23 protein-coding genes are annotated in these 25120 nt (G+C 39.8%); 11 read left to right on the forward strand and 12 right to left on the reverse strand.

From position 1 onward, the window contains the following. Positions 1-31: 31 nt before the first annotated feature. The 7 genes from AC6CHH_RS00415 (at position 32) to AC6CHH_RS00445 (ending at position 8423) form a co-directional block, all read left to right on the forward strand. On the forward strand, positions 32-1597 hold the full coding sequence (locus tag AC6CHH_RS00415; RefSeq protein WP_498278571.1) for a calcineurin-like phosphoesterase C-terminal domain-containing protein: 1566 nt from the start codon (positions 32-34) through the stop codon (positions 1595-1597). 160 nt (positions 1598-1757) lie between these two features. Further along, entirely contained in the window at positions 1758-5027 is a 3270-nt protein-coding gene (locus tag AC6CHH_RS00420; protein WP_498278573.1) for a S41 family peptidase, read from the forward strand. Positions 5028-5105: 78 nt separating this feature from the next. Next, the gene (locus tag AC6CHH_RS00425; RefSeq protein ID WP_498278575.1) at positions 5106-5819 is read left to right on the forward strand and encodes a DsbA family oxidoreductase; all 714 of its coding nucleotides are present in this window, start codon (positions 5106-5108) and stop codon (positions 5817-5819) included. A gap of 12 nt (positions 5820-5831) precedes the next feature. Then, on the forward strand, positions 5832-6761 hold the full coding sequence (locus AC6CHH_RS00430) for a CPBP family intramembrane glutamic endopeptidase (RefSeq protein WP_498278577.1): 930 nt from the start codon (positions 5832-5834) through the stop codon (positions 6759-6761). Further along, a complete protein-coding gene (locus tag AC6CHH_RS00435) occupies positions 6742-6966 on the forward strand; it encodes a putative signal transducing protein (RefSeq protein WP_498278579.1) in 225 nt (74 codons plus the stop codon). The genes AC6CHH_RS00430 and AC6CHH_RS00435 overlap by 20 nt, the downstream gene beginning before the upstream one ends. Then, entirely contained in the window at positions 6956-7756 is an 801-nt protein-coding gene (locus AC6CHH_RS00440; protein WP_498278581.1) for a phosphatidate cytidylyltransferase, read from the forward strand. The genes AC6CHH_RS00435 and AC6CHH_RS00440 overlap by 11 nt, the downstream gene beginning before the upstream one ends. Before the next feature lie 4 nt (positions 7757-7760). Further along, positions 7761-8423, forward strand: coding sequence for a DUF2461 domain-containing protein (locus tag AC6CHH_RS00445; protein ID WP_498278583.1), 663 nt, complete (start codon positions 7761-7763; stop codon positions 8421-8423). Here the strand turns inward: AC6CHH_RS00445 and AC6CHH_RS00450 are convergent. Next, the gene (locus tag AC6CHH_RS00450; RefSeq protein WP_498278585.1) at positions 8417-9616 is read right to left on the reverse strand and encodes an anhydro-N-acetylmuramic acid kinase; all 1200 of its coding nucleotides are present in this window, start codon (positions 9614-9616) and stop codon (positions 8417-8419) included. The genes AC6CHH_RS00445 and AC6CHH_RS00450 overlap by 7 nt on opposite strands. A 74-nt stretch (positions 9617-9690) precedes the next feature. Here AC6CHH_RS00450 and gcvH point away from each other — a divergent pair, with 74 nt between their 5' ends. Continuing rightward, the gene (gcvH, locus tag AC6CHH_RS00455; protein ID WP_498278587.1) at positions 9691-10071 is read left to right on the forward strand and encodes a glycine cleavage system protein GcvH; all 381 of its coding nucleotides are present in this window, start codon (positions 9691-9693) and stop codon (positions 10069-10071) included. Between the two features lie 246 nt (positions 10072-10317). On the opposite strand, the gene AC6CHH_RS00460 is transcribed toward gcvH, so the two are convergent. Further along, positions 10318-11766, reverse strand: a complete 1449-nt coding sequence (locus AC6CHH_RS00460; RefSeq protein ID WP_498278589.1) for an IS1182 family transposase — start codon at positions 11764-11766, stop codon at positions 10318-10320. A 145-nt stretch (positions 11767-11911) separates the two neighbouring features. Continuing rightward, entirely contained in the window at positions 11912-12658 is a 747-nt protein-coding gene (locus AC6CHH_RS00465; RefSeq protein WP_498278591.1) for a DUF6263 family protein, read from the reverse strand. A 557-nt stretch (positions 12659-13215) separates the two neighbouring features. On the opposite strand from AC6CHH_RS00465, the gene porL reads away from it, so the two are divergent. Further along, the gene (porL, locus tag AC6CHH_RS00470) at positions 13216-14028 is read left to right on the forward strand and encodes a type IX secretion system motor protein PorL/GldL (RefSeq protein WP_498278593.1); all 813 of its coding nucleotides are present in this window, start codon (positions 13216-13218) and stop codon (positions 14026-14028) included. A gap of 30 nt (positions 14029-14058) precedes the next feature. After that, the gene (porM, locus tag AC6CHH_RS00475) at positions 14059-15591 is read left to right on the forward strand and encodes a type IX secretion system motor protein PorM/GldM (RefSeq protein ID WP_498278595.1); all 1533 of its coding nucleotides are present in this window, start codon (positions 14059-14061) and stop codon (positions 15589-15591) included. A 459-nt stretch (positions 15592-16050) separates the two neighbouring features. On the opposite strand, the gene porN is transcribed toward porM, so the two are convergent. The 4 genes from porN to AC6CHH_RS00495 all read right to left on the reverse strand — a co-directional run bounded on the left by porN (position 16051) and on the right by AC6CHH_RS00495 (position 19991). Continuing rightward, positions 16051-17208, reverse strand: coding sequence for a type IX secretion system ring subunit PorN/GldN (gene porN / locus AC6CHH_RS00480; RefSeq protein WP_498278597.1), 1158 nt, complete (start codon positions 17206-17208; stop codon positions 16051-16053). A 33-nt stretch (positions 17209-17241) separates the two neighbouring features. Further along, the gene (gene porK / locus AC6CHH_RS00485) at positions 17242-18528 is read right to left on the reverse strand and encodes a T9SS ring complex lipoprotein PorK/GldK (protein ID WP_498278599.1); all 1287 of its coding nucleotides are present in this window, start codon (positions 18526-18528) and stop codon (positions 17242-17244) included. A gap of 52 nt (positions 18529-18580) precedes the next feature. Continuing rightward, the gene (locus tag AC6CHH_RS00490) at positions 18581-19270 is read right to left on the reverse strand and encodes an outer membrane beta-barrel protein (RefSeq protein WP_498278601.1); all 690 of its coding nucleotides are present in this window, start codon (positions 19268-19270) and stop codon (positions 18581-18583) included. Between the two features lie 331 nt (positions 19271-19601). Further along, a complete protein-coding gene (locus tag AC6CHH_RS00495) occupies positions 19602-19991 on the reverse strand; it encodes an SRPBCC domain-containing protein (RefSeq protein ID WP_498278603.1) in 390 nt (129 codons plus the stop codon). A 53-nt stretch (positions 19992-20044) separates the two neighbouring features. On the opposite strand from AC6CHH_RS00495, the gene AC6CHH_RS00500 reads away from it, so the two are divergent. Further along, a complete protein-coding gene (locus AC6CHH_RS00500; RefSeq protein ID WP_498278605.1) occupies positions 20045-21391 on the forward strand; it encodes a hypothetical protein in 1347 nt (448 codons plus the stop codon). A gap of 200 nt (positions 21392-21591) precedes the next feature. Here AC6CHH_RS00500 and AC6CHH_RS00505 read toward each other — a convergent pair whose 3' ends face one another. The 5 genes from AC6CHH_RS00505 to AC6CHH_RS00525 all read right to left on the reverse strand — a co-directional run bounded on the left by AC6CHH_RS00505 (position 21592) and on the right by AC6CHH_RS00525 (position 25101). Next, complete coding sequence (locus tag AC6CHH_RS00505; protein WP_498279109.1) at positions 21592-22068, reverse strand: PD-(D/E)XK nuclease family transposase; 477 nt, start codon at positions 22066-22068, stop codon at positions 21592-21594. After that, on the reverse strand, positions 22065-23042 hold the full coding sequence (locus tag AC6CHH_RS00510) for an Rpn family recombination-promoting nuclease/putative transposase (protein ID WP_498278607.1): 978 nt from the start codon (positions 23040-23042) through the stop codon (positions 22065-22067). The genes AC6CHH_RS00505 and AC6CHH_RS00510 overlap by 4 nt, the downstream gene beginning before the upstream one ends. A gap of 214 nt (positions 23043-23256) precedes the next feature. Beyond that, positions 23257-23382, reverse strand: coding sequence for a hypothetical protein (locus tag AC6CHH_RS00515; RefSeq protein ID WP_498278609.1), 126 nt, complete (start codon positions 23380-23382; stop codon positions 23257-23259). Between the two features lie 177 nt (positions 23383-23559). After that, positions 23560-24765, reverse strand: coding sequence for a bifunctional phosphopantothenoylcysteine decarboxylase/phosphopantothenate--cysteine ligase CoaBC (gene coaBC, locus AC6CHH_RS00520; RefSeq protein ID WP_498278611.1), 1206 nt, complete (start codon positions 24763-24765; stop codon positions 23560-23562). 9 nt (positions 24766-24774) lie between these two features. Further along, on the reverse strand, positions 24775-25101 hold the full coding sequence (locus AC6CHH_RS00525; protein ID WP_498278613.1) for a DNA-directed RNA polymerase subunit omega: 327 nt from the start codon (positions 25099-25101) through the stop codon (positions 24775-24777). Positions 25102-25120: the final 19 nt, after the last annotated feature.

Here is a 25120-nt window from a genome sequence, read left to right on the forward strand (position 1 = left end):
TAAGTTTGGGGAAAAATAAACAAAAGCAAATATGAAAAATCTATTCTGGTCGTTGGCTGCCATTTTAATGACGACAAGCGTATTCGGCCAAGACCTTGCTAAAGGGACCGTATACCTTGATGAAAATGGAAATGGAAAGCTGGATCGCAAAGAGGCCGGATTACAAGGAGTGAGTGTTAGTAACGGGAGACAGGTCGTACAAACCGATCAAAAAGGGAAGTATGAGTTACCCGTAGGGAAAGACAATATTATCTTTGTGATCAAACCTGCTGGATATACCTTAGCTGCTGATGAAAACAAACAACCAAAATTCTACTATATTCATAAGCCAAACGGTTCACCCAAATTAGAATTTGAAGGATCTCAACCTACAGGCGCTTTACCAAAATCCATCGATTTTGCACTTGTTGCAAAAGAAGAACAGACCAACTTCTCAGCCTTTGTTTTTGGAGATCCCCAAGCTTACGATGAACAGGAAATGGATTATTTCAGACAAGGCGTAATTCAGGAAGCTAAAACCAAAAAAGGCCCTGTTTTAGGGATTAGTCTGGGTGATTTGGTGGGAAATGATTTAAGTCTTCACCCGAGTTATAAAAAAGCGATCCATGAAATGGGATTGCCTTGGTATAATGTGATCGGTAATCACGATTTAAACTTTGATGTCGTGCAAGACTCGCTATCGGACGAGAGTTTTGAAAAAGCTTTCGGACCAGCAAACTATTCTTTTAACATTGCCCAGGCACATTTTATCGTTTTGGATAACATCATTTATCCACACCCGCAAACCGGCAAAGGGTATCAAGGAGGATTGCGTCAGGATCAACTTGATTTCATCGCGGCAGATCTTAAATTCGTCCCTAAAGACAAATTGATTATTCTTGCTTTCCATATACCGTTAAACCCCAATAATAACCAATCCTTCAGGATTGAAGATCGGGACCAATTGTTTGCGCTGTTAGCAGATTACCCCAATACCCTTTCTTTATCCGCGCATACGCATTATCAACAACAAAATTTCTATACTCAAAAAGAACATGGTTGGAAAGGCGCTAAAGAGCACCATGAATACAATGTGGGAACAACCTCAGGGGACTGGTATTCTGGAAGTTTAAATGCACAAGGTATTCCGCATTCCACCATGCGAGATGGTACGCCAAAAGGGTATGCAATCTTAAATATTCAGGGGAATCAATATAATTTCGATTATAAAGTTGTTGCAAAGGACGAAAACTATTCCATTGGTGTATTTGGTCCTACGGTTGTAAAAAAGAAATACGCAAACCGCTATTTTCTGTATGCAAATTTTTTCCTAGGAACCGCGAAAGATACAATGACTTATAGTATCGATAATAAAGAGTGGAAAACGATGAACAGAGTTCTTGAACCGGATCCGAATTACCTTAAGGAGCTTTTAAATTTTCAAGGTGCAAACACATTGATTCAAGGACGGGTTCCTAGTGCTCCGGTAAACTCCGATCACCTTTGGCGATTGAAATTGCCGAAACTTGATCAGGGTAATCATACCATTGAGATTCGGGTTACCGATATGTTTGGAAAAACCCACAGCGCAAAACATGAAATTCAAGTTACTGAGTGATGATTTAAACGCATCTTAAACACAAAACCGTCTACCGAAAAATAGACGGTTTTGTGTTTTATAGGGGACTGTTCAGGCTATTAATTGTAAAATAGAAGTGATGCTATGAACAATGCTGCAATTAATTTCTATTTTTATGGCCATTCCAATCCAATTAACTATGAAGCTAAAAAGTTTTCTTTTTGTTCTAAGCCTAGCGGCGGTACACAGTAGTCCTGTCCATGCTCAGAACGAAACATTATTGTTGCGAAACCCCAGCATTAGTGACCAACATGTCACTTTTGTGTATGGAGGAGATATTTGGCTAGCCGATAAAAACGGTGAGAACGCCAGACGGTTAACGGTTAACCCTGCTGTTGAGCAAAACCCAATTTTTTCTCCAGACGGGAAAAAAATCGCTTTCTCCGGAAATTACGATGGGAATACAGATGTGTACGTGATTCCTATTGAGGGAGGAGAACCTCAACGCATCACCACACACCCAGCCTCAGATGTATTACGCGGATGGTTATCCAACGAGCAGGTCTACTTCACCACTCAGAGAGAGCTTACCTATTCCCTAGGATCCCGACTTTATCAAGCGAACCTAGCGGGTGCTGAGCAAGGCCCTCTTAAAATGCCAGAGGCCTATCAGGGTTCACCATCACAGGATGGCCGGTATTGGGCTTACATCAAAAACAATGATCCGACCGAACGTGACCGGGTGGCCTTTAAGCGATACCGAGGTGGAGGGATGCCCTCTATTTGGATTTTTGACACTAAAACAAACGATATCGAAATTATCCCAGGGGAAAAGTGTAACGATGTTAAACCCGTATGGTTGGGGCAGAAGGTGTATTTTCTATCCGACAGGGATAAAATAGTGAATGTCTATAGTTATGATACTAAATCTAAACAAATCCAAAAACTCACTGATTTTTCGGATTATGATGTGCGCACATTACAAGGTAGAGGAAATGAATTGGTTTACGAACAGGCGGGAAAATTACACCTGCTAAATTTAGCAAATCTTAAAAGCCAGCATATTTCCATTAAAATCAATGCAGATGCCCCGTATAAGCGCTCGCATTATGTTGACTTGAAAGAAAGTATTCGTGGTTGGGGTGTTTCACCAACCGGACAAAGAGCACTTTTCGAAAGCAGAGGCGAAATTTTTTCTGTACCAAAAGAAAAAGGAGATGCCCGAAATATTTCCCAATCACCTGGAAGTCATGAGCGGTTCGCGGCTTGGTCACCAGATGGAAAATGGATCTCGTATTTATCCGATAAAAATGGAAAATATGAATTGGTATTAAGAGACCAAAAAGCATTGGATGAGCCCATCTACATTTCATTAGGAGATCAATATTATTATTTCTATCCGGTCTGGTCACCGGACAGCAAAAAATTGTTTTTTAACGATGCGCACTTGAACCTATATTATTTGGAGGTCTCAAGCAAAGAAGTAAAATTGATTGCCCAGGATAAATTAGGTTCTCAGACTGGAAGATCGTACAATAGTTTCCAAGCCAGTTGGTCAACAGATTCTGAATGGATTGCCTATACAAGCACGCTGTCCAATGGTGTGAGCGCTATTTTTATGTACAACCTCGAAACAAGCGAATCCCACCAGATTACGGACGGAATGAGTGCTGCCAGAGATCCAGAGTTTAGCCAGGATGGAAACTCCTTACTTTTTACGGCCAGTACCGATGTTGGACTAACCAACTCCGGTTTGCACATGAGTGCCTACGATAGAAGGGTGGAATACCGCAGTTACGCTTTTGTCCTCTCGAGCGATTCCAGCTCGATGTTCAAAACGCAAAGCGACGAGGAGACCATCGCAAACCAAGAGGGCAGGAAGGAAGAGGGCAAGAAGGAAGATAAGGAAGAAAAAGCAGATAAGCAGGAAGATTCTAAAAAGAGAAAGAAAAGGGTTGCGGTTGATTTTCAGAATATTAACAACCGAATTATCCCACTTCCCATTCAGGCTGGTTCTTATGCCTTTGATGGCTCGGTTAAGGATATGTTAATCTATATGCGTGGGGGAAACATATTTGCCTATGACATCAAGGAAATGAAAGAAAAACCTTTGGTTGAGAACGCACGTTCCTATACCATCAGTAGTGATGGAAAACAAATGTTGTATTCCAATGCACAAGGGTATTTCATTGTTAAAGCTGGACAAAAACCGGCAGGTGATCATGGAAAACTCTCCATGGATCAAGTCAAATTATTTGTGGATCCCGTTCAGGAATGGACTCAAATTTTTAATGAAGTATGGTCCATGCAAAAGGAATTCTTTTATGTTGAGAATATGCATGGCGTGGACTGGGAAGCTGCGCGTAAAAAATACAGCAAATTTCTACCGTATGTAAATCACCGCTCTGATTTGAATTATATTTTAAACGAAATGCTCGGAGAATTGGTGGTTGGCCATAGTTATATTTATCCAGGCGATGAACCCTCTGCTCCTTCAGTTTCTGCAGGTGTGTTAGGCGCTGATTACCAAATACAGAACGGCCGTTACCAGATTCAAAAAATATACAGTTCCTTAGATTGGAACCCGGATTTGAGGGCTCCACTGGCGACACCAGGAGGAAAGGTTAAAGAGGGTATGTATATTCTCAGAGTGGGTGGCAAGGAATTAACTGGCGAAATGGATATTTATAGTTTATTTGATTATACCGTAGATAAGCAAGTGATTCTGACATTAAATGATAAACCTACTTTACAAGGGTCATTCCAGGTGGTCGTCAAGCCTATTTCATTTTCTTCTGAGGTTGGTTTACGTCGTCAAGCCTGGGTTGAAAATAACCGCAAAAAGGTGGATGCCTTAAGCAAAGGGCAAATCGCCTATGTATATATGCCCAATACAGGGCGAGATGGTTATGAATCCTTCAATCGGTACTATTTTTCACAAATGGACAAAAAGGCCCTGCTTTTGGATGAGCGGAATAACGGAGGAGGATCGGTTGCCGATTATGTGATCGATTTACTTTCCAGAGAACTGATCTCGGGATGGGGAATCCGTGATGGGCGTAGCTTCACAACACCGGGGAACGGCATCTTTGGCCCCAAGGCGATGATCATTAATGAAAATGCCGGTTCAGGAGGGGATATGATGCCTTATATGTTTCGTTTCAAAGGGTTGGGTAAATTAGTAGGTCGCACCACAATGGGCATATTAGTCGGAATTTCAGGATATCCACCGTTGATTGACGGAGGTAGCGTAACCTCGCCAAACTTTGGTGTTTTTGATTTAAATGGGAACTACATCATCGAGAATGAAGGAGTTGCACCAGATGTTTTTGTTGAGCAAACCCCAAAAGAATTATTGCAGGGAAAAGATCCTCAACTGGAGAAAACGGTTCAAATCCTGTTGGATGAAATAAAAACCTATCCCTATAAGCCGATTACAAAGCCCGCAGATCCAATACGGGTTAATTAAGTCTTTCCTGAAAAGGCCTTCCTAGAAACCTAGGGAGGCTTTATTCTTTTAAGTAACAAAAAAGGTTTATTTTTGGATATGATAATAGAAATTTGGTCGGACATCATGTGTCCATTCTGCTATATTGGGAAGAGTCATTTTGATCATGCGATGCAAAAATTTGAGTTTGCCAAAGAATTGCAGGTCATCTATAGAAGCTATCAGCTGAGTCCTGATTATCAATACACCGAAGGTCAGACGATCTATTCTTATCTGGAACAAAGCAAAGGAATTAGTCAGGGGCAAGCCCGGCAAATGACCCAGCAAGTTGCTCAAATGGGCAAAGAAACCGGTCTGGATATTAACTTTGACATCAATATTCCTGCAAATACTTTTAAAGCACATAAGCTCATCCATTTCGCTCAAAAATATGGAAAAGCATCGCTTTGCAAACAAAGACTGTTTAGTGCACATTTCACCCAAGGGTTGAACATTCAAGAGGATAAAGTACTCTTAAATTTGGCCGCTGAACTCGGTTTGCCTATGGAAGAAACACATGGAGCGTTACAAAGTGATCACTACGGCGACCTTGTTCGTCAAGACATACAAGAGGGCGCAAATATTGGTATTAAAGGGGTTCCGTTTTTCTTATTTAATAGAAAATATGCGGTATCAGGAGCCCAACCGATAGATTCTTTTGTAGAGGTATTGCGTAAAAGCTATGCGGATTTCACACAGAATAATGTGGAAACAAAAGTGACCCTTGATAAACCAGGAGCTCCCGGTTGCGCAGATGAAGGTTGCGAAATTTAGTCTATAATTGATATGAGCACCGAAAAAAACTCACCTTGGATTTCTCTCATTATTCTATTGGGCTTAACCTTGCTTTTGACCGTTTCAGCCCAATTAATCACGTTTATAATCTTTATGCTTATAAGCCCGGGGGATATGGTATCCAAATTAAGCAATCCCCAGGCACTGCTGGGTTCAGATAGTCCAGCTTTTTTGTATTCCCTTTTGGCCGTAAGTAGCCTAGGCACATTTTTACTACCCGCCTTGTTTCTTCAAAGAATAGAAAGGAAACAATACGCTTATTTTCCAATGCAAAAGCAAGACATTGGAATGCATTTGACCTTAATTTTTGCTTTTTTATTGGTGTGCAATCCGCTGATGGAGCTCGTGAGTAAACTCAATATGAGCATGCACCTTCCAGAGAGTTTTCAAGGTATAGAAACCTGGATGCGTACCCAGGAGGACCAAATGGCCAAACTTACAGAAGAATTGGTGATGGTTGATTCCATCAGCTTTTTGCTTCTTAATCTATTGGTCATGGCGATCCTTCCAGCGATTGTGGAAGAGTTTTTTTTTAGGGGAGCGTTGCAGAAAATTTTGCAGCGGATGTTTAGAAATGGTCATGTTGCCATTTGGGTGACCGCTATTATCTTTTCAGCAATTCATGTTCAGTTTTATGGATTTTTTCCTAGAATGTTGTTGGGACTGGTTTTTGGGTATTCTTTTTGGTGGACAAAAAACATTTGGGTACCTGTCTTTGGACATTTTTTAAACAATGCAACAGTGACCATTATCGCCTTTTATTATCACCGCAGTGGAAAGTCTTTTGAAGATCTTCAAGGTTCTACGACCTACTCGGTTGGATTATACATCATCAGCTTTATCCTAACACTATCAATAGGATATTATTTTTATAAATTTACGCATCAATCAAAAACGATACATGAGCCCAAATTGGATTAAAATACAAGTATATAATCAAGTGCTGCATGCTGAAATCGTCAAACAGATGCTTTTGGAAAACCATATACCAGCAGTTGTATTAAATAAACAGGATTCTTCTTATCTTTTTGGAGTGATTGAATTATATGTTGAGCAAGAAAATCAACTTGAGGCGATCGCTTTAATGGATAGTTTTACACAAGAAGACTTTATAGATGAAGACTAGAGCGATTACCGGAATTATTTTTGTCATCATATTAGTAGGGGCAACCCTATTTAACCCATACGTTTTTGTCCTTTTCTTTGCTTCTTTAGGCGTCTTATCCGCAAGGGAATTTTTCGCGATAACCAAGAATCAGGACGTCCAGCCCATGATGGGATTGGGGGTTACTTTTTCAGCGATTCTGGCCGCACTCAGTGCGGCGGTTTTATTGGGGATGCTGGAATGGAAAGTGCTAGGAATTTGTATTCCCCTACTTTGCTGCATGTTTATTGCCAGTTTATATTTAAAGCACAAAAACCCGTTTATAGACCTAGGAATTACTATTTTAGGCATATGGTATGCCTGTGTTCCTTTTCTATTCTTTGTGGCGCTAGCTTTTCTGGGAGAAAAATTTGATCCATATATTCCAATGGGATTTTTGATTTTGCTCTGGAGCAACGATACAGGAGCTTACCTTTGTGGAAAGGCCTTTGGCAAACATAAATTATTTCAAAGAATCAGTCCCAATAAAACCTGGGAGGGTTTTATCGGAGGCGGGTTACTTGCTCTGTGCATTGCGTTGTTTTTACAACCGTACTTTGGCTCCCTAAACAAGCTTCAATGGGCCGCTGTTGCTCTTTGCATTTCCGTTTTTGGAACCCTTGGAGATTTGGTTGAATCGATGCTCAAGAGAAGTTTAGGAATAAAAGACTCCGGAAGTATTATGCCGGGTCATGGAGGTTTTTTAGATCGGTTCGATGGACTATTGATTAGCGCCCCAACGGTATACATACTATTGATGTTTTTAATTTAATCTGATGGAAATAAAAAAAAGCACATTTGATTTTTTGAACAAGCTGAAAGCAAACAATAACAGAGAATGGTTTGGTGATAATAAAGAGGATTATCAGGCAGCTCTGAACAATGTAACGGAGTTTATTCAAGCGCTGATTTTCAGGTTAAGCGAACTTGATCCTCATATTCATCAGGATATCTCCGCGAAGAAGTGCCTTTTCAGAATCTATCGTGATGTTCGGTTTTCAAAGAATAAGGATCCCTATAAATCCTGGTTCGCTGCAGGCATATCTGTGGATGGACGCAAACTTGATGGACCAGAATATTATTTACATATCGAACCAGAAGGCACTTTTTTGGCGGCGGGGTATTGGCGTCCAAATAAAGCGCATTTAGAAGCTATTCGTCAGGAGATTGATTACAATGCACAGGAATTCATCGAATCGCTGAAAAAAGGTGACTGGGATCGCGACAGCCTTTCCTCCGAAGATAGACTACAAAGACCCCCAGCTGGTTATACGGCTGAAAACCCCTACATAGACCTCCTAAAACACAGAAGCTTTATCTTACACATGAATCTCTCAAGGAACCAAATGGAATCCACGGGAGCCTTAGATCTCATGGTCAAGAACTACCAAAGGATGATGCCTTTTAAGGCGTTTATTCATCAGGCTTTAGATCAGTAGGGTAAACTGATTTTACCCATACATACAGCGGGCGAATTTTGTATCTTACGGACACTCTGGGGCGTTCCTGAAAGGGTTTCATTGGCTAAAATTGCGAATAGGCACGCTTCCTTAGCATCTGGATTTAACCCTAATTTTTCAAAAGAATCCACATTTTTCCCAAAAGCGTCCCGAATCTGATTCATGAGCATGGGATTATGTATTCCTCCTCCACTTACGTAAATTGAAAAGTCATTAATTCCTGCCTGGGTAGCAGCTTTTTTGATTCCTTCAATCATAACCTTAGCTGAAAAAGCATTTAAGGTAGCCATAATATCCTCGGCTTTAAGATCCCTCAAGCCACAACGCTCAAGGGCTTTATTTAGGTAGGTAAGATTAAACAACTCTGGACCGGTTGTCTTCGGAAAATCCAGCGTTAAAAATTCTTCACGCATCAGCTGTTCTAAAAGGGTTTGGTTTACCTTTCCCGAGAGCGCCAGAAGAGCATCCTGATCCATTTCTTTTTCCAAAGTAGCAAACATGTATTGGTTCATGATGGTGTTTCCAGGGCCAAGGTCTGTCGCATAAGCCATCCTCGAGGATTCCATTTTAGGCAGAAAGGTAAAATTAGAAATTCCCCCTATATTGAGTAAAAAGCGATTTTCATGGGGATCACTAAAAAGTAAATAATCGCCATAAGCCGCCAAAGGGGCTCCTTCTGCACCAGCGGCCAGGTGTTTTTGTCGAAAATCAGAAAGGGTAATGATACCTGTTTTCACTGCAATGTGATCTCCATCTCCCAACTGCAAGGTGCTATTGGGCAGACTTTGGTCTGCTGTTAAAGAGACCGGAGCATGAAATACCGTTTGGCCATGACTTGCAATTGCATCAATTTGCCCGGGGTCAACACCCCATTTGCTTAACGCATCTAAGATTAGCTCTGCATGAACCACAGCGATGTAAGGATTCAGTCCACAGAGCGTCTGCTGGTCAATGTTTCTTTTGGCAAAAATTTCTCGGATTCTGCTTCGGAATTCATCTGGGTAGTCCATGGTTATGAATTCCTTTAAGAGCAACTGGCTTTGCTGTCCATGTCCAGAAAGTTCACATAAGGCGATATCAAGGCCATCCAAAGAGGTTCCTGACATCAATCCAATGATGGTTTTTTGGTTTTTATTTGCAATTAGCGCTAGCTTTTGGATGCTCGGATTCATGGGAGTAAAAATACAATACTTTTTGATATCTCCTTTCTTAATCCTATTTTTGCGTTAAAACAAAAAGATAACACATGAATTTTCCTTCTGAATTAAAGTACACCAAAGATCACGAATGGATTCGTGTTGAGGGTGATCAGGCAGTGATCGGAATTACTGCATTTGCGCAACGTGAACTTGGCGACATCGTGTTTGTTGATATTAACACAGTGGGTGAAGAGGTTGTGGCGAATGAAATTTTCGGTACCATTGAAGCCGTTAAGACCGTTTCAGATTTATTTATGCCTATTACCGCGACAGTAATTGAAGTAAACCAGGCTATTGATGGATCCCCTGAATTGGTGAACACTGACCCTTATGGTGAAGGTTGGATTATCCGTGTTCAATTGAATAGCGGCGCAGAATTAGAAACTCTTTTGTCTGCAGAAGAGTACAAGGCCGAAGTAAGCGCGTAAGCACTTTTCATAAAAAATAAAAAAACCCGGTAGAATTTTCGAGGGCACTGAAAAAGTCTCAACTTTTTAATGAGTCTTAAAGAAATGACTGAGTATGGATCTCCCTTAACTCGGTCATTTTTTGTTTAATGGATTTCCAGAAATTAGTTTCTTATATGATCTTGATGGCATTCTGATCGCCTAGGACTTGCTATTTGAGTTTTTAGCATCCCATTTAGTCTGTTTTTAAGATAATATTCCTCCTTTTTAGATCAATTTCAGGATTCTTTTCATGTTTACCGTGAAGATGGCCATTGCACCCTGCATTTCCATATTTTGGATACCATAGGAATCAGCCCTTCCATATCCATGGACATTCTTGAGCTCACTGTTCTTGGCCTCGATCTTATATCTTTCCTTAGCCTTGCTCCGATAATAATCGGTTTCCTGGAAAGCCATCTGATCTTTATGGAGTCCAGATTTAATGGTTATTGAATAGGTCTTGGTTTTTGAGCCATGTTTATAACATCCTTCCCTTAGTGGACATACCTTACATTTCTCCACATCAAAGTAATATATGTCTGCTTGATTTTTCCCAATGTCCTTTTTGCCCTGACGGGCTTTCCGGATTGCCAGATGGCCTGCCGGGCAGACAAACATTCCTGCGTCCTTGTTATAGTGAAAGTGATCCCCTTCTTTCCTGCATCCCTGGCTGACTGCTGGATTCAATTTAGCGATGATATCAATGTTCTGCTCTTTTGCCAGTCGAAGATTGTCTTTTCCAGAATATGCGGCATCGCCTATTATCGTATCCACTTCCATTCCATTCTGCCTACTGATCTCCAATAACCCAGGGAGTTCCGCTCCATCACCTTTTTCGCCTGTAGTAACGATTGCTGCTGTGATAATACGTTCCTCGGTCATCGCTAGATGTGTTTTATAACCAAAGAAACTGCTATCCCTTGATTTATGTCCAAGCCTGGCCTCATCATCTTTAGAGAGCAGATAGTATTCTTTTGTGTCTTCAATGGTTTCCTTCAACAGGTTCAGCTTTTCTTTTACAGCCGGTATTTCACTGATAGATTGATCCTGATCAAGGACCCTCTGTAATTCCCTGCAATAGGCAAGCTCTTGGTCCAGATCGTTGGATTCATTCTTTTGTGGCAGATTCTCTTTGTATTCCTCATCGATCTGATAGATCGATTTTCTCAATAGCTTGGAGCGTTCCTTGAGTACTTCCAGTGCTGTATATGGGTTGGATCTGGAATGGGTATGGGTCGCATCTACGATGATGGACTTTGATTTAATAATACCCTTTTCAAGAGCGATCGATACGGTCTTGTTGATCAACAGGTTCAATAGATCCATATCTTTTAGTCGTAGTTTGCGAAACTTGGTTAGTGAACTTGAATTGATCACATCCTCCTCAGGGGCCATTTCAAGAAAGTATTTAAACGACATATCATATCTGGAACGCTCAACAACATCAACATCCGAAACGGTATATATTGTTTTTAATAAAAGGTACTTAAACATTTTAATTGGACTTTCAGCGTTGCGGCCATTTGTATGGCAATACTTCGCCAAAAGCTCGTCATAGATAAAACTGAAATCGATAAGATCGTTGATTTTTCGAAGCAAGTTATCTTTTGGAACAATGATATCGTACAATCCTGAATAGGAACTGAACTGCATTTTTTGTTGGGTAGAAAGCATTCTGATGTCCGTTAAAGCCTACTTTAAGATACGAAAAAAGGAGCAGAAAACTGTTGTTTTCCACTCCTTTTTTTAGCCTCCATTTTAAAGGGACTTTTTCAGTGCCCTCGAATTTTCTACCGGGTTTTTGTTTACTAAAATAAAATTAATCTTTTAGGGTGTCCATTTGCATATCGATGACAATTTTTTGTCCTTCAACGTCCATATTTCCTTTCACAATGGCATGTACGGTCGAAAATGTTTTGGGATCAACCGTATAGGTTGTGTTTATCGTTCCTATGGATTTCTCCTGGTCATCGAACATCTCGGCAATACTTTCTAAAAGATACCCTTTGTCCGTTTTTTCTAGGTATTTGTTTACCGCTTTAGTGGTCACTCCTTTATTGGTCGCTTGGGATTCCCAGGTATCACCCGGTTTTACTGGTTTATCCGGGTAAGTGGCTGTCATAGACATGTTTTGCAACGGGTTTTGGTTGTTCTGATCTTCAATCTCTGACTCGTTGGAAATCATTTTCCCTCTTTCATTCATCACAATCGTTGTTTTTTTGCCGATCAACTTGTCCATTTGAGTGGCCATCATTTGGGCCATTGGATCCTCTGATGGATTCTCAGAATCATAGCTGATCGTCATCATCCCAGCATCCATGTCCATTTTCATTTTTTCAGAAATTATTTCCACCGTATAATTCCCTTGCTCAAATTTTGTGGTGCTGAGCGAACTCGTGGTGGTCATATCCATGATAATGTTTTGCTGACCTTGAATATCCATTTTCATGACGGTGAGCATCTTTTCGGGTTTATTCAGTGGTAGATTTAGTTTAAAGTCTACACTCTGTGCTTTGGCGCTCACGAGTGCTCCGCAGAGTAAGGAAAAAACGAGTAATTTTTTCATAATAAGGTGTTTTCTAAGTTAATATAATCAATCCGCTCAGGGTGTATTGTTGCTTGTAAAGTACGAATATTTTACAAAATAAAAAGAGAAATCTTTCCGTTAAATTCAACGATGTTTTTTAACAATATAACCTTTAAAATACAGGAACAGTAGATGGGATAGCCTTAGCCTGTTAGGGCATTTCGGGCGCATTTTAGGCAATACATTTGCCCGTTTTACGTTGAATGTATGATGATTTATTCGTGTATAGAAATCTTAAAATTAGCGAAGGAAAACAGATGAATCCCGTTCAAAAAAGTACGATTAACCGACTTTGGATTTACATATCCTCCAAAAAAAGTAATCGCAATGAAAAGGTAAATTTGGAACCATTCACTAAATTTTTGCCCATTTTAATGAATTAGCCCGAAGACATTCAGCAGATGCAGAACCATTTTGTTATATTCGGTTCGATTTTTGTGTAAAGTGAAACAATTCAATAAAAAGAAGTATAAATTAGTAAAAGAACTTAAACGTTTTATAAACGCCCTCGCTAAGGGGTAATCAAAATTGACATTATGAACAAAAAGAAAGACAATTCGAGATGGCTACATGTTGCCATTTCTTGGGGAGCTAGTATCGTAATTATCGGTGTATTGTTTAAAATCCTACACATTGGAGGATCTTATGCGAATTACATGATTGGTATTGGTTTAACCGTAGAAGCCATCTTATTCTTCCTTATGGGTTTCAACCCACCGCCAGCAGAACCGGACTGGTCCAGAGTATACCCAGAACTAGATGAAAATTTCAGCGGAGAGCTACCTGATCGTAATTCCCAAAGAACAAACCTTGCTAGTGGACCTTCAGCAACTGCCTCTTTAGACAAAATGTTTACCGATGCAAACATTGATTCGGCCACCATTGAGAATTTGGGTCGCGGTCTAAGAGATTTTGGAGACAAAGTTTCTGCCATCAATAAGATCAGTGATGTATCTCTGGCGACAGATGATTTTACTCAGAAATTACGTTTGGCAACATCAAAATTTGATAATTTAAGTTTGGCTTTTGAAAAAGCATCAGCGAATCTGGCTGAAATGTCAAATTCCAATACCAACACAACAGGATACCATATTCAGGTTCAACAATTGACCTCGAACTTGAGTCAATTAAATACCATGTATGAAAAAGAATTGAGAGAATCTGCTTCTCATTTGCAGTCTATGAATCAGTTCTATGATAATTTGAGTTTTACGATGAAGAACTTCAATGAATCTTTGGATGACTCCAAAGCCTTTAAAGATGAGGTGAACAAACTGGCTAAAAACCTGAATGCATTGAATGCCGTTTATGGCAACATGCTGAGCGCTATGAACCAGCCTCGAGTGTAATTCATCCAATACAAACTTTAAATAATTAACATGGCATTAGGAAGAGAGACACCAAGGCAACGAATGATCAATATTTTGTATCTGGTTTTGCTTGCCTTGCTCGCATTAAACGTACCCGATTCAATATTGGATGCCTTTAAAAATATAAACAACAGTTTAGAAACGTCCAAGTCAAACGTAAATAATTCAGTTCAGCAATTGTTTGGAGCCTTTGAGAGTACCAAACTAAAGGATGAACCTGATCGTGCAAAACCTATTTACGATAAGGCGAAAAAAGCACAAGGAATAATTCAAGACCTTAACCAGTACATCAACGCAATTAAAGAAGATTTCGCAAAACAAGGCGGCGGCTATAACGAGGAAACCGGAGATTTGAAGATGCGCGAAAACGAAGATATTGCACCAAATTTGATGATTAATCAAAAACGAGGAGCTGAGTTAAAGGAAAAAATAAACAGCACTCGATCAAAATTACTGGCCCTATTAACCCCTGAAGAGCAAAAATCTGTAACCTTCTCTCTGGAGGCAAATGATCCGAAAAAAGTGATTGGTGGAAAACGTAGTTGGGAAGAGGTGAACTTTGGCAGCGGAACACCGTTAACAGCGGCTATGACCATTTTGACCAAGATTCAAACAGATGCACAAAATGCTGAATCCGATATGGTTAAATTGATCTTAGGAAAGATGGACCAAGCGGTGGTTAATTTGGATAAATTTGCTGCGGTAGCAGTCGCTCCCACTTCGTATTTAGTGCAAGGGCAACCCTACACGGCAGAAGTGTTTTTGACCGCATCTGATTCTAAATCTCAACCCGCGATTAGCGTGAATGGCTCGAACTTGGAGATTGTTGACGGTAAGGGTGTTTATCGAGTTTCAACGAGCAAAGAGGGAATCTTTACTTGGGGAGGCGTGATTAAGGTTAAACAAACCGACGGAACGATAAAAGAATACCGAACCCCGCAACAAACCTATCAAGTTGCCCGCCCTTCTGCGGTGGTATCACCGGATAAAATGAACGTCCTTTATATTGGCGTAAACAACCCCATTTCGGTATCTGCCCCTGGTACTCCTACCAACAAAATTAAGGTGAGTATGAGTGGCGGTAGCATCAGTGGTTCAGCTGGGAAATACAATGTAAAGGTAAGTTCCCCAGGCACAGCACGAATTTCAGTGTCGGCTGAGGTGGCGCCAGGCAAAACACAAACCTTAAGTACAACAGAATTTCGTGTTAAAAGGATTCCTGATCCGATTGCACAATTTGCAGGTAAAACCGGAGGATCGATGGCTACTGTTGCCATCAAAGCGCAGAATGCAATTTTTGCGAAGTTGGATAATTTTGATTTCGATGCCTCTTTTAGAGTAACGAAGTTCTCCATGATTATCGCGAAACCTCGGGCCGATGCAATTGTCCTATCGACCTCAGGAAATAACTTTAGTGCCGCAATGAGATCCGCCATCAAAGGAATTTCACCAGGAACTCGAGTAATATTTGATAACATTATAGCTGTTGGACCAGATGGTTCGCCCAGACAGTTAAATGCTGTTGCTTTGACAGCAAATTAAATTAAACAACACTAGATTAGGGGTGCTCAATACGTAAATTATTGAGCACCCCTTTTTATTTACATCTTCTTTGTAAGGGAGAAAAACACAGGATCACCTGCTCTGGAATAATGTATTGGACATCGAATGGAGCGGTTCCCGAGGGTCCCGTCAATGTGTTACGGTGAGCATTGGGGCACATACTCACTTTCCCCGCAGATTTGAATAGCCGGTCTCTAATCGATTTTTATACGCTATTTTATCAGTGAGTCATCGGTTTATTTCAGCATTGATTTCTGTATGCACCCGAGCAAGTGCATGTACAAATTTTACAGTGGTGTACCTTCGCAAGATTGAGATTTTCTTTACCTAAGAAACGCATAATCCCATAAGGGAATGCAGAGCGTGTAGATCGTGAAGACAAAAAAATAGCTACAACCCGGCAGGGTGTAGCTATTCTTAATGAGGTAAAAAAGTAAACTATTGTTGAAACTCTTCGCTACTTCCTTCTTCACTTGGTGGAGTTTCCTGCTGCTGGGCAGGTTGTTCCCCTTCAGTGGTTTCCTGTAGTAGCTCTTCCAATTGCTGCTCTGACTGCTGTTCTTGTTCAGCTTGTCTGGCCTGGTGTTGAAGCTCTAGTTTTTCTTTTCTTCTTTTATTTTCCTCTTGAATTTTCAAGTCTTGTTCGTATCCCTGAAGATTTTCTGGATTCACGCCTTTTGGAGTAGTCCAAAGTTTCTTTTTATAGGATTCTAGTTTATCCTCTAATTCTAAAGTGGTTCCGGTGCTGTCGGTTTTTGCCAGCTGAGCCTGTTGTAACATGCCAGGAGAAGATTCCCGTATAATTTTACTGGCAAATTTACGTTGAACAAAAAGATCATCCATGGTCATATCATACAAGCCACGATCCGGATCAGAGATGTCAACCTTCACTAAACTATAACGAAGTTGAGGGAAGTACAACCAGAAGGCTGGAGTAGAACCAACAGAAGAGGCTAATTCTGAAGAAGTGGTTATGTCCATCAAAGGTGCAACACCAATGATACGAGTTTCCAAACGTCCTCTTTGTTTATCAAAGAAAATATCTTCTTTAATTCTAAATTTCGTCACGCGCTCAGGATTAAATTCATTTAAAGCCATTCGTGCGTCGATCTGATTCCCCTCATCATCAAAAATGGGAACCAAAACAGAATCGGCGAACCTAGACATACCCTCGCTTGCGGAAAGCTTGCCTTTGAACGAGTCGTCCTCAGCACTGTAAGGGGTCAATTTACCCGTTTCGATTGCCTTCATAATGACCTCCATCAGGGAGTTTCCCGGAACGGCGTAAATGTAATTACGTTCATCCTTTAAATCGATATCTCTCCAAACTCTTTTATAAAAACGGATATTCTTTAAGTTTACCTCAGGATAAGCAAAAGGAACAGCATCTTCTAGATTGTTCACTTGGTAGAAACCATCAGTAGTAGGAATGGTATCTGCTAAGACCTCACCAACAGGCTCCAGGGAGTCCGTTGAGGAATTCATTTGCATTAGTTCTGGCGTAACCGCTGTACTATCTGGTATTGTATCGATAATCTGTGCCATCAATGGAGAAACTCCAAAAGCCATGGCCACTAACATCATCCAGTTTTTCATTTTAAACATCTTTAATTCTAAACAAATCAATTACTAGTATTTTCGAGTCTTACTTTGAATAGTCGGTAATTCAAAAGCAGACATCACACAGCGGAATCCAGTATAGGAATGCGGTTCGTAATCAACCGAATAATTTCTAGTTTCGCTGTTTAGTTGCTCTCCATTATCTTTCCAAGATCCTCCACGAACTACTTTTCTCTTTAGTGCATCAGCATCCTCTGGATCCGCATCATAAAGCAATACCGGGTTCAAATCGTTCACAAAAGCAACTGCGGAAGGACTATAGGCATCTAAAGTCCACTCAGAGACATTCCCGGCCATATTATAGATGCCAAATTTATTTGGCGTATACGATTTCACCGGAAGTGTAAAGGTTGCTCCATCACGCGAATAAGTTCCCTCACCTTGTTTATAGTTAACCGCTAACTTCTCTTTTCCATCTTCTGCATTAATGGTGTGTCTAACGCCTGCAATGGTATCTCTAGGATCAATTTTACCCTCAGCGGCATACTGCCATTGTGCCTCGGTTGGCAAAGTAAAGGTCAATTTATAACCACTCAAATAGGAGTTTTTCATCAAATTGGCCATCATTTCTTTTCCTCTCCAGTCCGAATAAGCTCTGGCCTGGTGCCAGGTTACCCCGATCACCGGATAATAATCAAAGGATTGATGGGTAAAGTAATTTGCATCCAGCGAAGTTAATTGTGCATTTGGAAAATCTTTTGACCAAATATCTTCTGCAACAATAACCGAAATCGTGTCGGTTACGTATTCCTTTTTCAAATTGCCCTTGGTTTTTAGGTAGGAGTACCGGTATTTAACGATTTCAGGATTAAGTGCTCGTGTTGAACCTTTCATGTCTAGCATTGGGGCAATTCTCTCGGCAATTGACGGGTCATTACTTTTCCAAATAGGGGAGATTCGTCTTACTTTTTTCCAATCGATTTGTTTTCCCTCGCCATCTTCGCTAGCAATATCTCTGAAATATTGTTCATCATTAAGGTAATCGGTAACAGCTATAGAGTCCGCTACCCAATTCACGAATTCGCGGTATTGTTTATTGGTCACCTCAGTTTCATCTATAAAGAAAGCACTTAAGCTGACATTTTTCCCAACATTCCCGCTATCCAAAGAACCTTTAAATAAAATGGTTCCCGAAGGAACATAAACCATTCCTGGAGGAGGGGGTAGTTTTCCACCCTTAAATGCTGAAACTTTTGGCGCCTTATAAATGTTGTTGGAGGTCGTACAACTTACCACAGCCATTAAAATAGCTAAGCAGGCTGCAATGTATATTCGATCTAGGAATATTCTTTTCATCTTTTCCTTATTTTGTTATTTAGTATGTAGAAGTTAGCGTATTAGCATTGGTTTAAGGTCTTTGGAATAATGCATATTTAACACCCAAAGAAATATAACCATAATGATCATTTTTGCTGTTAATCACACCATCTAGATTATCCTTGGTGGTAATGGTATGTTGATAATTTAGGTTAATTGCCCATTGCGGTCCGTAAAGTGTCCTTCCAAAAGGTACATCCAGCCCAACATTTACCGGGACAACAAAATGGAAACCATCCAAATCATCCGAGATGTAACCGCCATTAGGTTCAATCGCTGTTGCATACTCTGGTGCAATATTTTTTTCAATGTTATTTTTCATCAAACCAGCACCCGCACCGACATAAATATTGGCAAGTATTTTATGAAAGGTACTGCTTTGAAGGTTATAATAACTGTAATTATCTGGAATGGACATGAACTGACCCATTCTAACTTTGGCATTTGCATTAAAAGCATAGTAATCGTTTTTGAAATCACTATTATAGCCATACCCGCTCAAAACACCTTTTTCTGCATGTACACCAGCTGAAATAAATGGTGTAATGAGTCCATCTACATCAATATGTCCAGCAAATTTACTATCTACATTTGCCAGGTCCGTTAAGTTGATGGTCGGTCCCCCGCCAATGCCAATACTGATCGGACGAGAAAATTGTGCTAGTGCTGCGTTAAGCCCACAAACGGCAAAAAGTAGTAGAGAAAAAATAGTTTTTTTCATGATAAAAGTTCTTATTAGCAATTCATTAAGTGATTAATCGTGTCAAATATACCGTTTTTAAATAGTTAATTGGCCAATAGGCCTTTTGTAAATTTATGGTAAAAAACAACGACAAATGGTGTAACAAGAACCTTACCAAAATTAGGAATAGGTTTTAGTCAATGCGTTGCAAAGGACTTTTTTTTACGAAATAATTAGTTGATTAATTAACGCTGATGGGACACTAGGGCAAACTATGAAGGGAACAATCTAGCGTTTCCGGTGCAAAAGAATTACATCAATTAAATTAAAAGCCTCAGATTAATCTCTCTGAGGGAAGAAAATTAGCGGGTTAATCCTCGTCCTCTTCATAAAATTCCAATAACGAGGCAACATAGGTGCCGGACCAACCCTCAATAATATCATCGTATTCCTGTTCAGGAATATTCGTCTGACTAACTTCCAAGGAAGTGCCTCTTTTATGTTCATGCAGTTTCAGCGTAACAATTGAAGGGAGATCCTGCTGACCAAAATACCATTGCTGGACAATCTTAGTATACGGTTCAAGCTCTAAAAATTTTCCTTGGATCGCACCATCCCACATCGAGAATTCGCCACCCACAACGGGATCGATTGTGACAAGGTCTCCTGTCCACAAACGAATAGTAATTTCGGTGGTCAAGGCGAGATACAACTCTTGTGGGCTAGCAGGTATAATGTAATACTTCTTAAATTCTTTCATTTTTCAGTTAAAACAGATATTTCGTAAATTTACATAGATTAATCAGAAAATGTATGAGCAATTTTTTACCCAATGCCCTTATTCGTAAATTAGGTTCAGATCCATTTTTTGACCAGGATGCTTTTTTAAGAGCACAGAAGAAGGGGGATAAAGCACCTGCCATACTTTTGAATCCTGACAAAGAAACGCCTTCTGATTTACCTCTTGCTACACGAATCCCATGGAGTCCGCTGGGACAATATCTAAAAAAAGAACTGCCGAACTCTTCAGATCTGTATTTAAAGGCAGGAGCCTATTTTGTCTTGAATTCATCTGAGCAGTTTATTGCTCATATGGTTCAGCATGCAGGCCTTACAAAACCAAATAAGGTTGTCCTGGACGTTTCAGCGGGTGAGAAATCGATTTTATTGACAGCGTATTTGGACCCGAGTACGCTGCTTGTTTGCAATCAAAGCGATTCGAAAAAGAATAGAACGGTAAAAAGGAACCTAAGGCGTTGGGGCTCTGCAAATGTGCTGCTCTCAAACAATGATTCTTCCACTTTCTTGCACACACCCGGCCTCTTTGATCTGGTTTTAATGGATTCGTCCCAAGATAAGGAAACGGTAAACGAAGACCAAGAAATCATAAGGGATCGTTTGTATCAGAGTCAACAAGATCTTCACTTACAAAGGAAAAAGAAAGTCCTGGGCGATGTAATAGCGAGCATTAAACCTACGGGGTATTTACTTTTGAGCTCTAATGTCAATTCGAAACAGCAAAACGAAGATTTTTTAAATTGGATTCTAGATAATTATGCTGCTGAAAGCATTTCGATTCCAACGGATTCCGCTTGGAGAATTGTTGAAAACTATTCGGATATAAATAAGGCGTATTCGTACCACTTTTATCCACAGAATTCCCACGGCTTAGGTTTCTTTGCCGCCTTAATACGAGTTTCATCCAACCAAGAAAATAGGACACTAGATCAGAAACTAGCAGAGCCGTTATTGTCCGGTCATGATTTATTGAACCAGTGGCTTAGCAGTCCAGAGCGTTTTCGGGTACTTGAAAGGGGGGAAGAGCTGTATTTCTTCCCAATAGATACAGAAGAAATCGTCGGTAACCTTGATCAGGTCTTAACTTTGGACTCCATAGGAACTAAGCTAGGAATATTCCAAGGCAAGGAATTTATACCCAGTATAGAGTTGGCTTTAAGCAACCATTTATCTGCTAAGATACCTTGCATCCAGATTTCTTTGAAACAAGCTCAAGCATTCACCATAAGTAAAACGATCACAAAAGATTGTTTGCCAAATAAGGCCGATGGTTGGCATGTGTTAAAATGTAAAAATCTTTGCTTTGCCCTTGTCCACGTAAACCATGGAGAAATTGACTTGCAGGTTATAGAAGAGCAATAATCCAGAAACTTGAAAAAAGGATCCAAAGCAGAAAGAAAATCATTCGGAATTCTCCAATTCGCCAGGCACTAATTTGTACAACTATAAGCGCTACAACCTAGGTAATTTTTGAAAATTATACTTCAGGTGACCTTTTTGTTGACCCAGGAAAAAAACACAAAACTATTCAATATATTTGAATAGCTTTATGGACCTATAGACTATTTTAACTTTTTAATCTGCTCAACAGGAGGCGCTACAATGAAGGCAATTTCTGCAACATCCATACCCTTATTTTTTAATTTTAAAGCAATTTCAAGTAGGGCTTTCTCTATACTCTTCTCCATTCCTTTCTCCATACCCTCCGCCATTCCTTTCTCCATACCCTCCGCCATACCTTCCGCCATTCCTTCTTCTCTTCCCTTTTCAACCTCTAATCTGGCCGTTTCACGGATTGAATAGTCATCCCATTTGCGTTTTAAGCTCACATCGTCCATAACACGTTCCTCCTTGTTTAATTTACCATATTCAGCTATGCTAAATAATTTCTCAAATATTGGTTTACGCAAGTGCCCAGGCAATCTATCCATATTGGACATATTCTTTAGTACGTGTGTCCAGCGATCTAGATCACTGACCAAGTCCTTTTCAGTTTTTGTAAAAATATATTTGAATAGCTTTGTGAACCTATAGACTATTTTAACTTTTTAATCTGCTCAACAGGAAGCGCTACAATGGAGGCAATTTCTACCACATCCATACCCTTATTTTTTAATTTTAAAGCAGTTTCAAGTAGAGCTTTCTCCATTCCTTCCGCCAAGCCCTTCTCCATTCCCTTCTCCATACCTTTAGCCATTCCTTCTTCTCTTCCTTCTTCTCTTCCTTCTTCTCTTCCTTCTTCTCTTCCTTCTTCTCTTCCCTTTTCTCTTCCCTTTTCAACCTCTAATCTGGCCGTTTCACGGATTGAATAGTCATCCCATTTGCGTTTTAAGCTCACATCGTACATAACACGTTCCTCCTTGTTTAATTTACCATATTCAGCTATGCTAAATAATTTCTCAAATATTGGTTTACGCAAGTACCCAGGCAATCTATCCATATTGGACATATTCTTTAGTACGTGTATCCAGCGATCTAGATCACTGACCAAGTCCTTTTCAGTTTTTGTAAAGTTAATCAATTCTATGAATACGAAACCTAAATCTTCATAAAAAACTTTACCTGAATCTCTCTTACATAGGCAAATATCATGCAAAAAATCTTTGCTACCATCACCATCAGGCATACAAAATCCATCCATCAATACAATCACATAGACTTCGCTTATTGCATAGTTCCATTCCCTGCGAGATCCCTTCGGAGCCTGATCAGAGATGAGCTTACTTCCATAATAAAGCATACGCCGTTTTAGATTACTTTGCTGACTACGTTGTACTTCTATTATGAATCTTTCTCCGTTCTCTCCTGTGCAGGTCAAATCAAAAATAACAGTTCCTGTCTCTTGGGAATCGCCTACGTGTTCGTTCTTGTTGTATTCAATATCTTTGATATTCTTTTTTCCTCTAAAAAGATCGTTCAAAAAAGCAATTAATAAATCCTTATTTACGTCGGTTCCAAAAATACGCTTGAAACCGTAATCAGTAGTAAGGTCAATATATTTTGAATGTGTCATAATTATATCGTTTAAATCATTAGTTAAACAAATATAAGAAAAAACGACAGAAAAACTAATTTTGTTAGCATTGTTTTTAACAAAACCAAGTGAGCCAAAGTTTTTAAACACATTTTACTAATAAATTTAGCTACATAGGTTCCTCATAAGATAGTTTATGATTTTTATGTTAGGACGTTACTCTCGAATTTATAAAATAAGTTTATTGAAATCACTATTTTAACTTTTTAATTTGCTTGGCAGGAAGTGCCACAGTAGAGGCAATTTCTGCAACATCCATACCCTGATTTTTTAATTTTAAAGCAGTTTCAGACGGGGCTTTCTCCATACCTATCTCCATGATTTTCATAAGATAAAGGTGTGCAGAAATATTAGCGAACATAAAAGTCCTAGATTGGTGTGACAAAACGAAATATTTGAAATATTATAAAAACATCAAAAATTTATTTTGTCTCTAAGCAGGATAATTAATGTAAAGTAATTAGGATTTTTAGCGATTAATGGTTTACACTAGTGGCTAAATCGAGTTTTGATGATCAACTATCAGCTCTGATATATCGATAGCTACCTGTTGTTTGGTTTTTAAAGGATACGCTTTAACTTCACCTAGTTTAGTGATCACTGTAATTTTATTCGTATCGTGCGCAAAGCCTGCGCCGGGGTCAGCCATAGAGTTTAATACTATGAAATCTAGGTTTTTTCTTTCCAATTTGGATTTTGCATTCGCTAACTCGTCATTTGTCTCAAGGGCAAAACCCACCAGGGTTTGATTTGATTTTTTCTTTTTGCTGAGTTGAAATAGGATATCTGTGGTTTTCTCTAGTTCTATGGAGAAGGTATCTTGTTTCTTTTTAATTTTTTCACTCGCGACGTGAGTGGGGGTGTAGTCCGCAACGGCTGCACTCATCACGATGATATCGCTATATTCAAAAACTTTCTCACACGCTTCTAGCATTTGTTTGGCGGAGGTTATAGAGACTCTGTTAATGCCAGATGGAGCATCCAATGCAGTAGGGCCACTCACCAAGGTAACTTCTGCGCCAAGTTGATGTAGTCTTTCGGCAATGGCATAGCCCATTTTTCCGCTCGAATGGTTACCGATAAACCGAACAGGATCAATTGCCTCATAGGTAGGACCTGCCGAAACGAGAGCTTTCTTTCCTGATAAGGGTTTCTCTTGGGTACTTAAGGCCTGCAGAAACTCAAAAATTTCCTCAGGTTCAGCCATCCTTCCTTCCCCTGTTAGCCCACTTGCCAGCTCACCGTTCCCAACGGGAATAATGGTGTTTCCATAAGATTTGAGTAACTGGATGTTTCCTTGAACGGCCCCGTGTTTCCACATGTCTAGATCCATAGCAGGGGCAAAGCAAACTGGCCCTTTAGCCGATAAATAGACCGCTAGGAGCAGGTTATCACATACTCCGTGGGCACATTTTGCCAGCGTATTGGCCGAAGCTGGAGCTATTAGAATGATGTCTGCATTTTCAGCAATTTTGACATGATTGTTCCATTGCCCAGTTTTTTGATCGTAGTATTCTACTAAAACGGGCTTATTGGAAAGGGTAGAAAGGGTAAGGGGAGTAATAAAATTCGTTGCTTCTTGGCTCATAATAACTTGAACGGAAGCTTCTGCCTTACGAAGTAGTCTTACTAACAAAGCAATCTTATAAGCGGCAATACTACCGCTTATCCCGATTACAATATTTTTGTCTTTTAAAGACATATTTCAGACCTATTCTTGTTCCTTAGCTGGGTTCCTGTAATAGATTTTATTGTTTAAGAACTCATCAATCGACACTAAAGAAGGTTTTGGTAAACGCTCATAATGTTTAGAAATCTCAATTTGCTCACGGTTTTCGAACACCTCTTCCAAGTTGTCGTTACTGGTTGCGAATTCAGAAAGCTTTTGATTAAGTTCTTCCTTAACCTCAACAGAAATTTGGTTAGCACGTTTGCTGATAACCACGATTGATTCGTAAAGATTTTCCGTCTCCTGATCGAAATCTCTTAAATCTCTTGTAACGGTTGAGCTTGGGACTGTGTTTTTATTCTGATTCATATATACTAAAATATGTATG

Source organism: Sphingobacterium sp. GQ94, assembly GCF_059758715.1.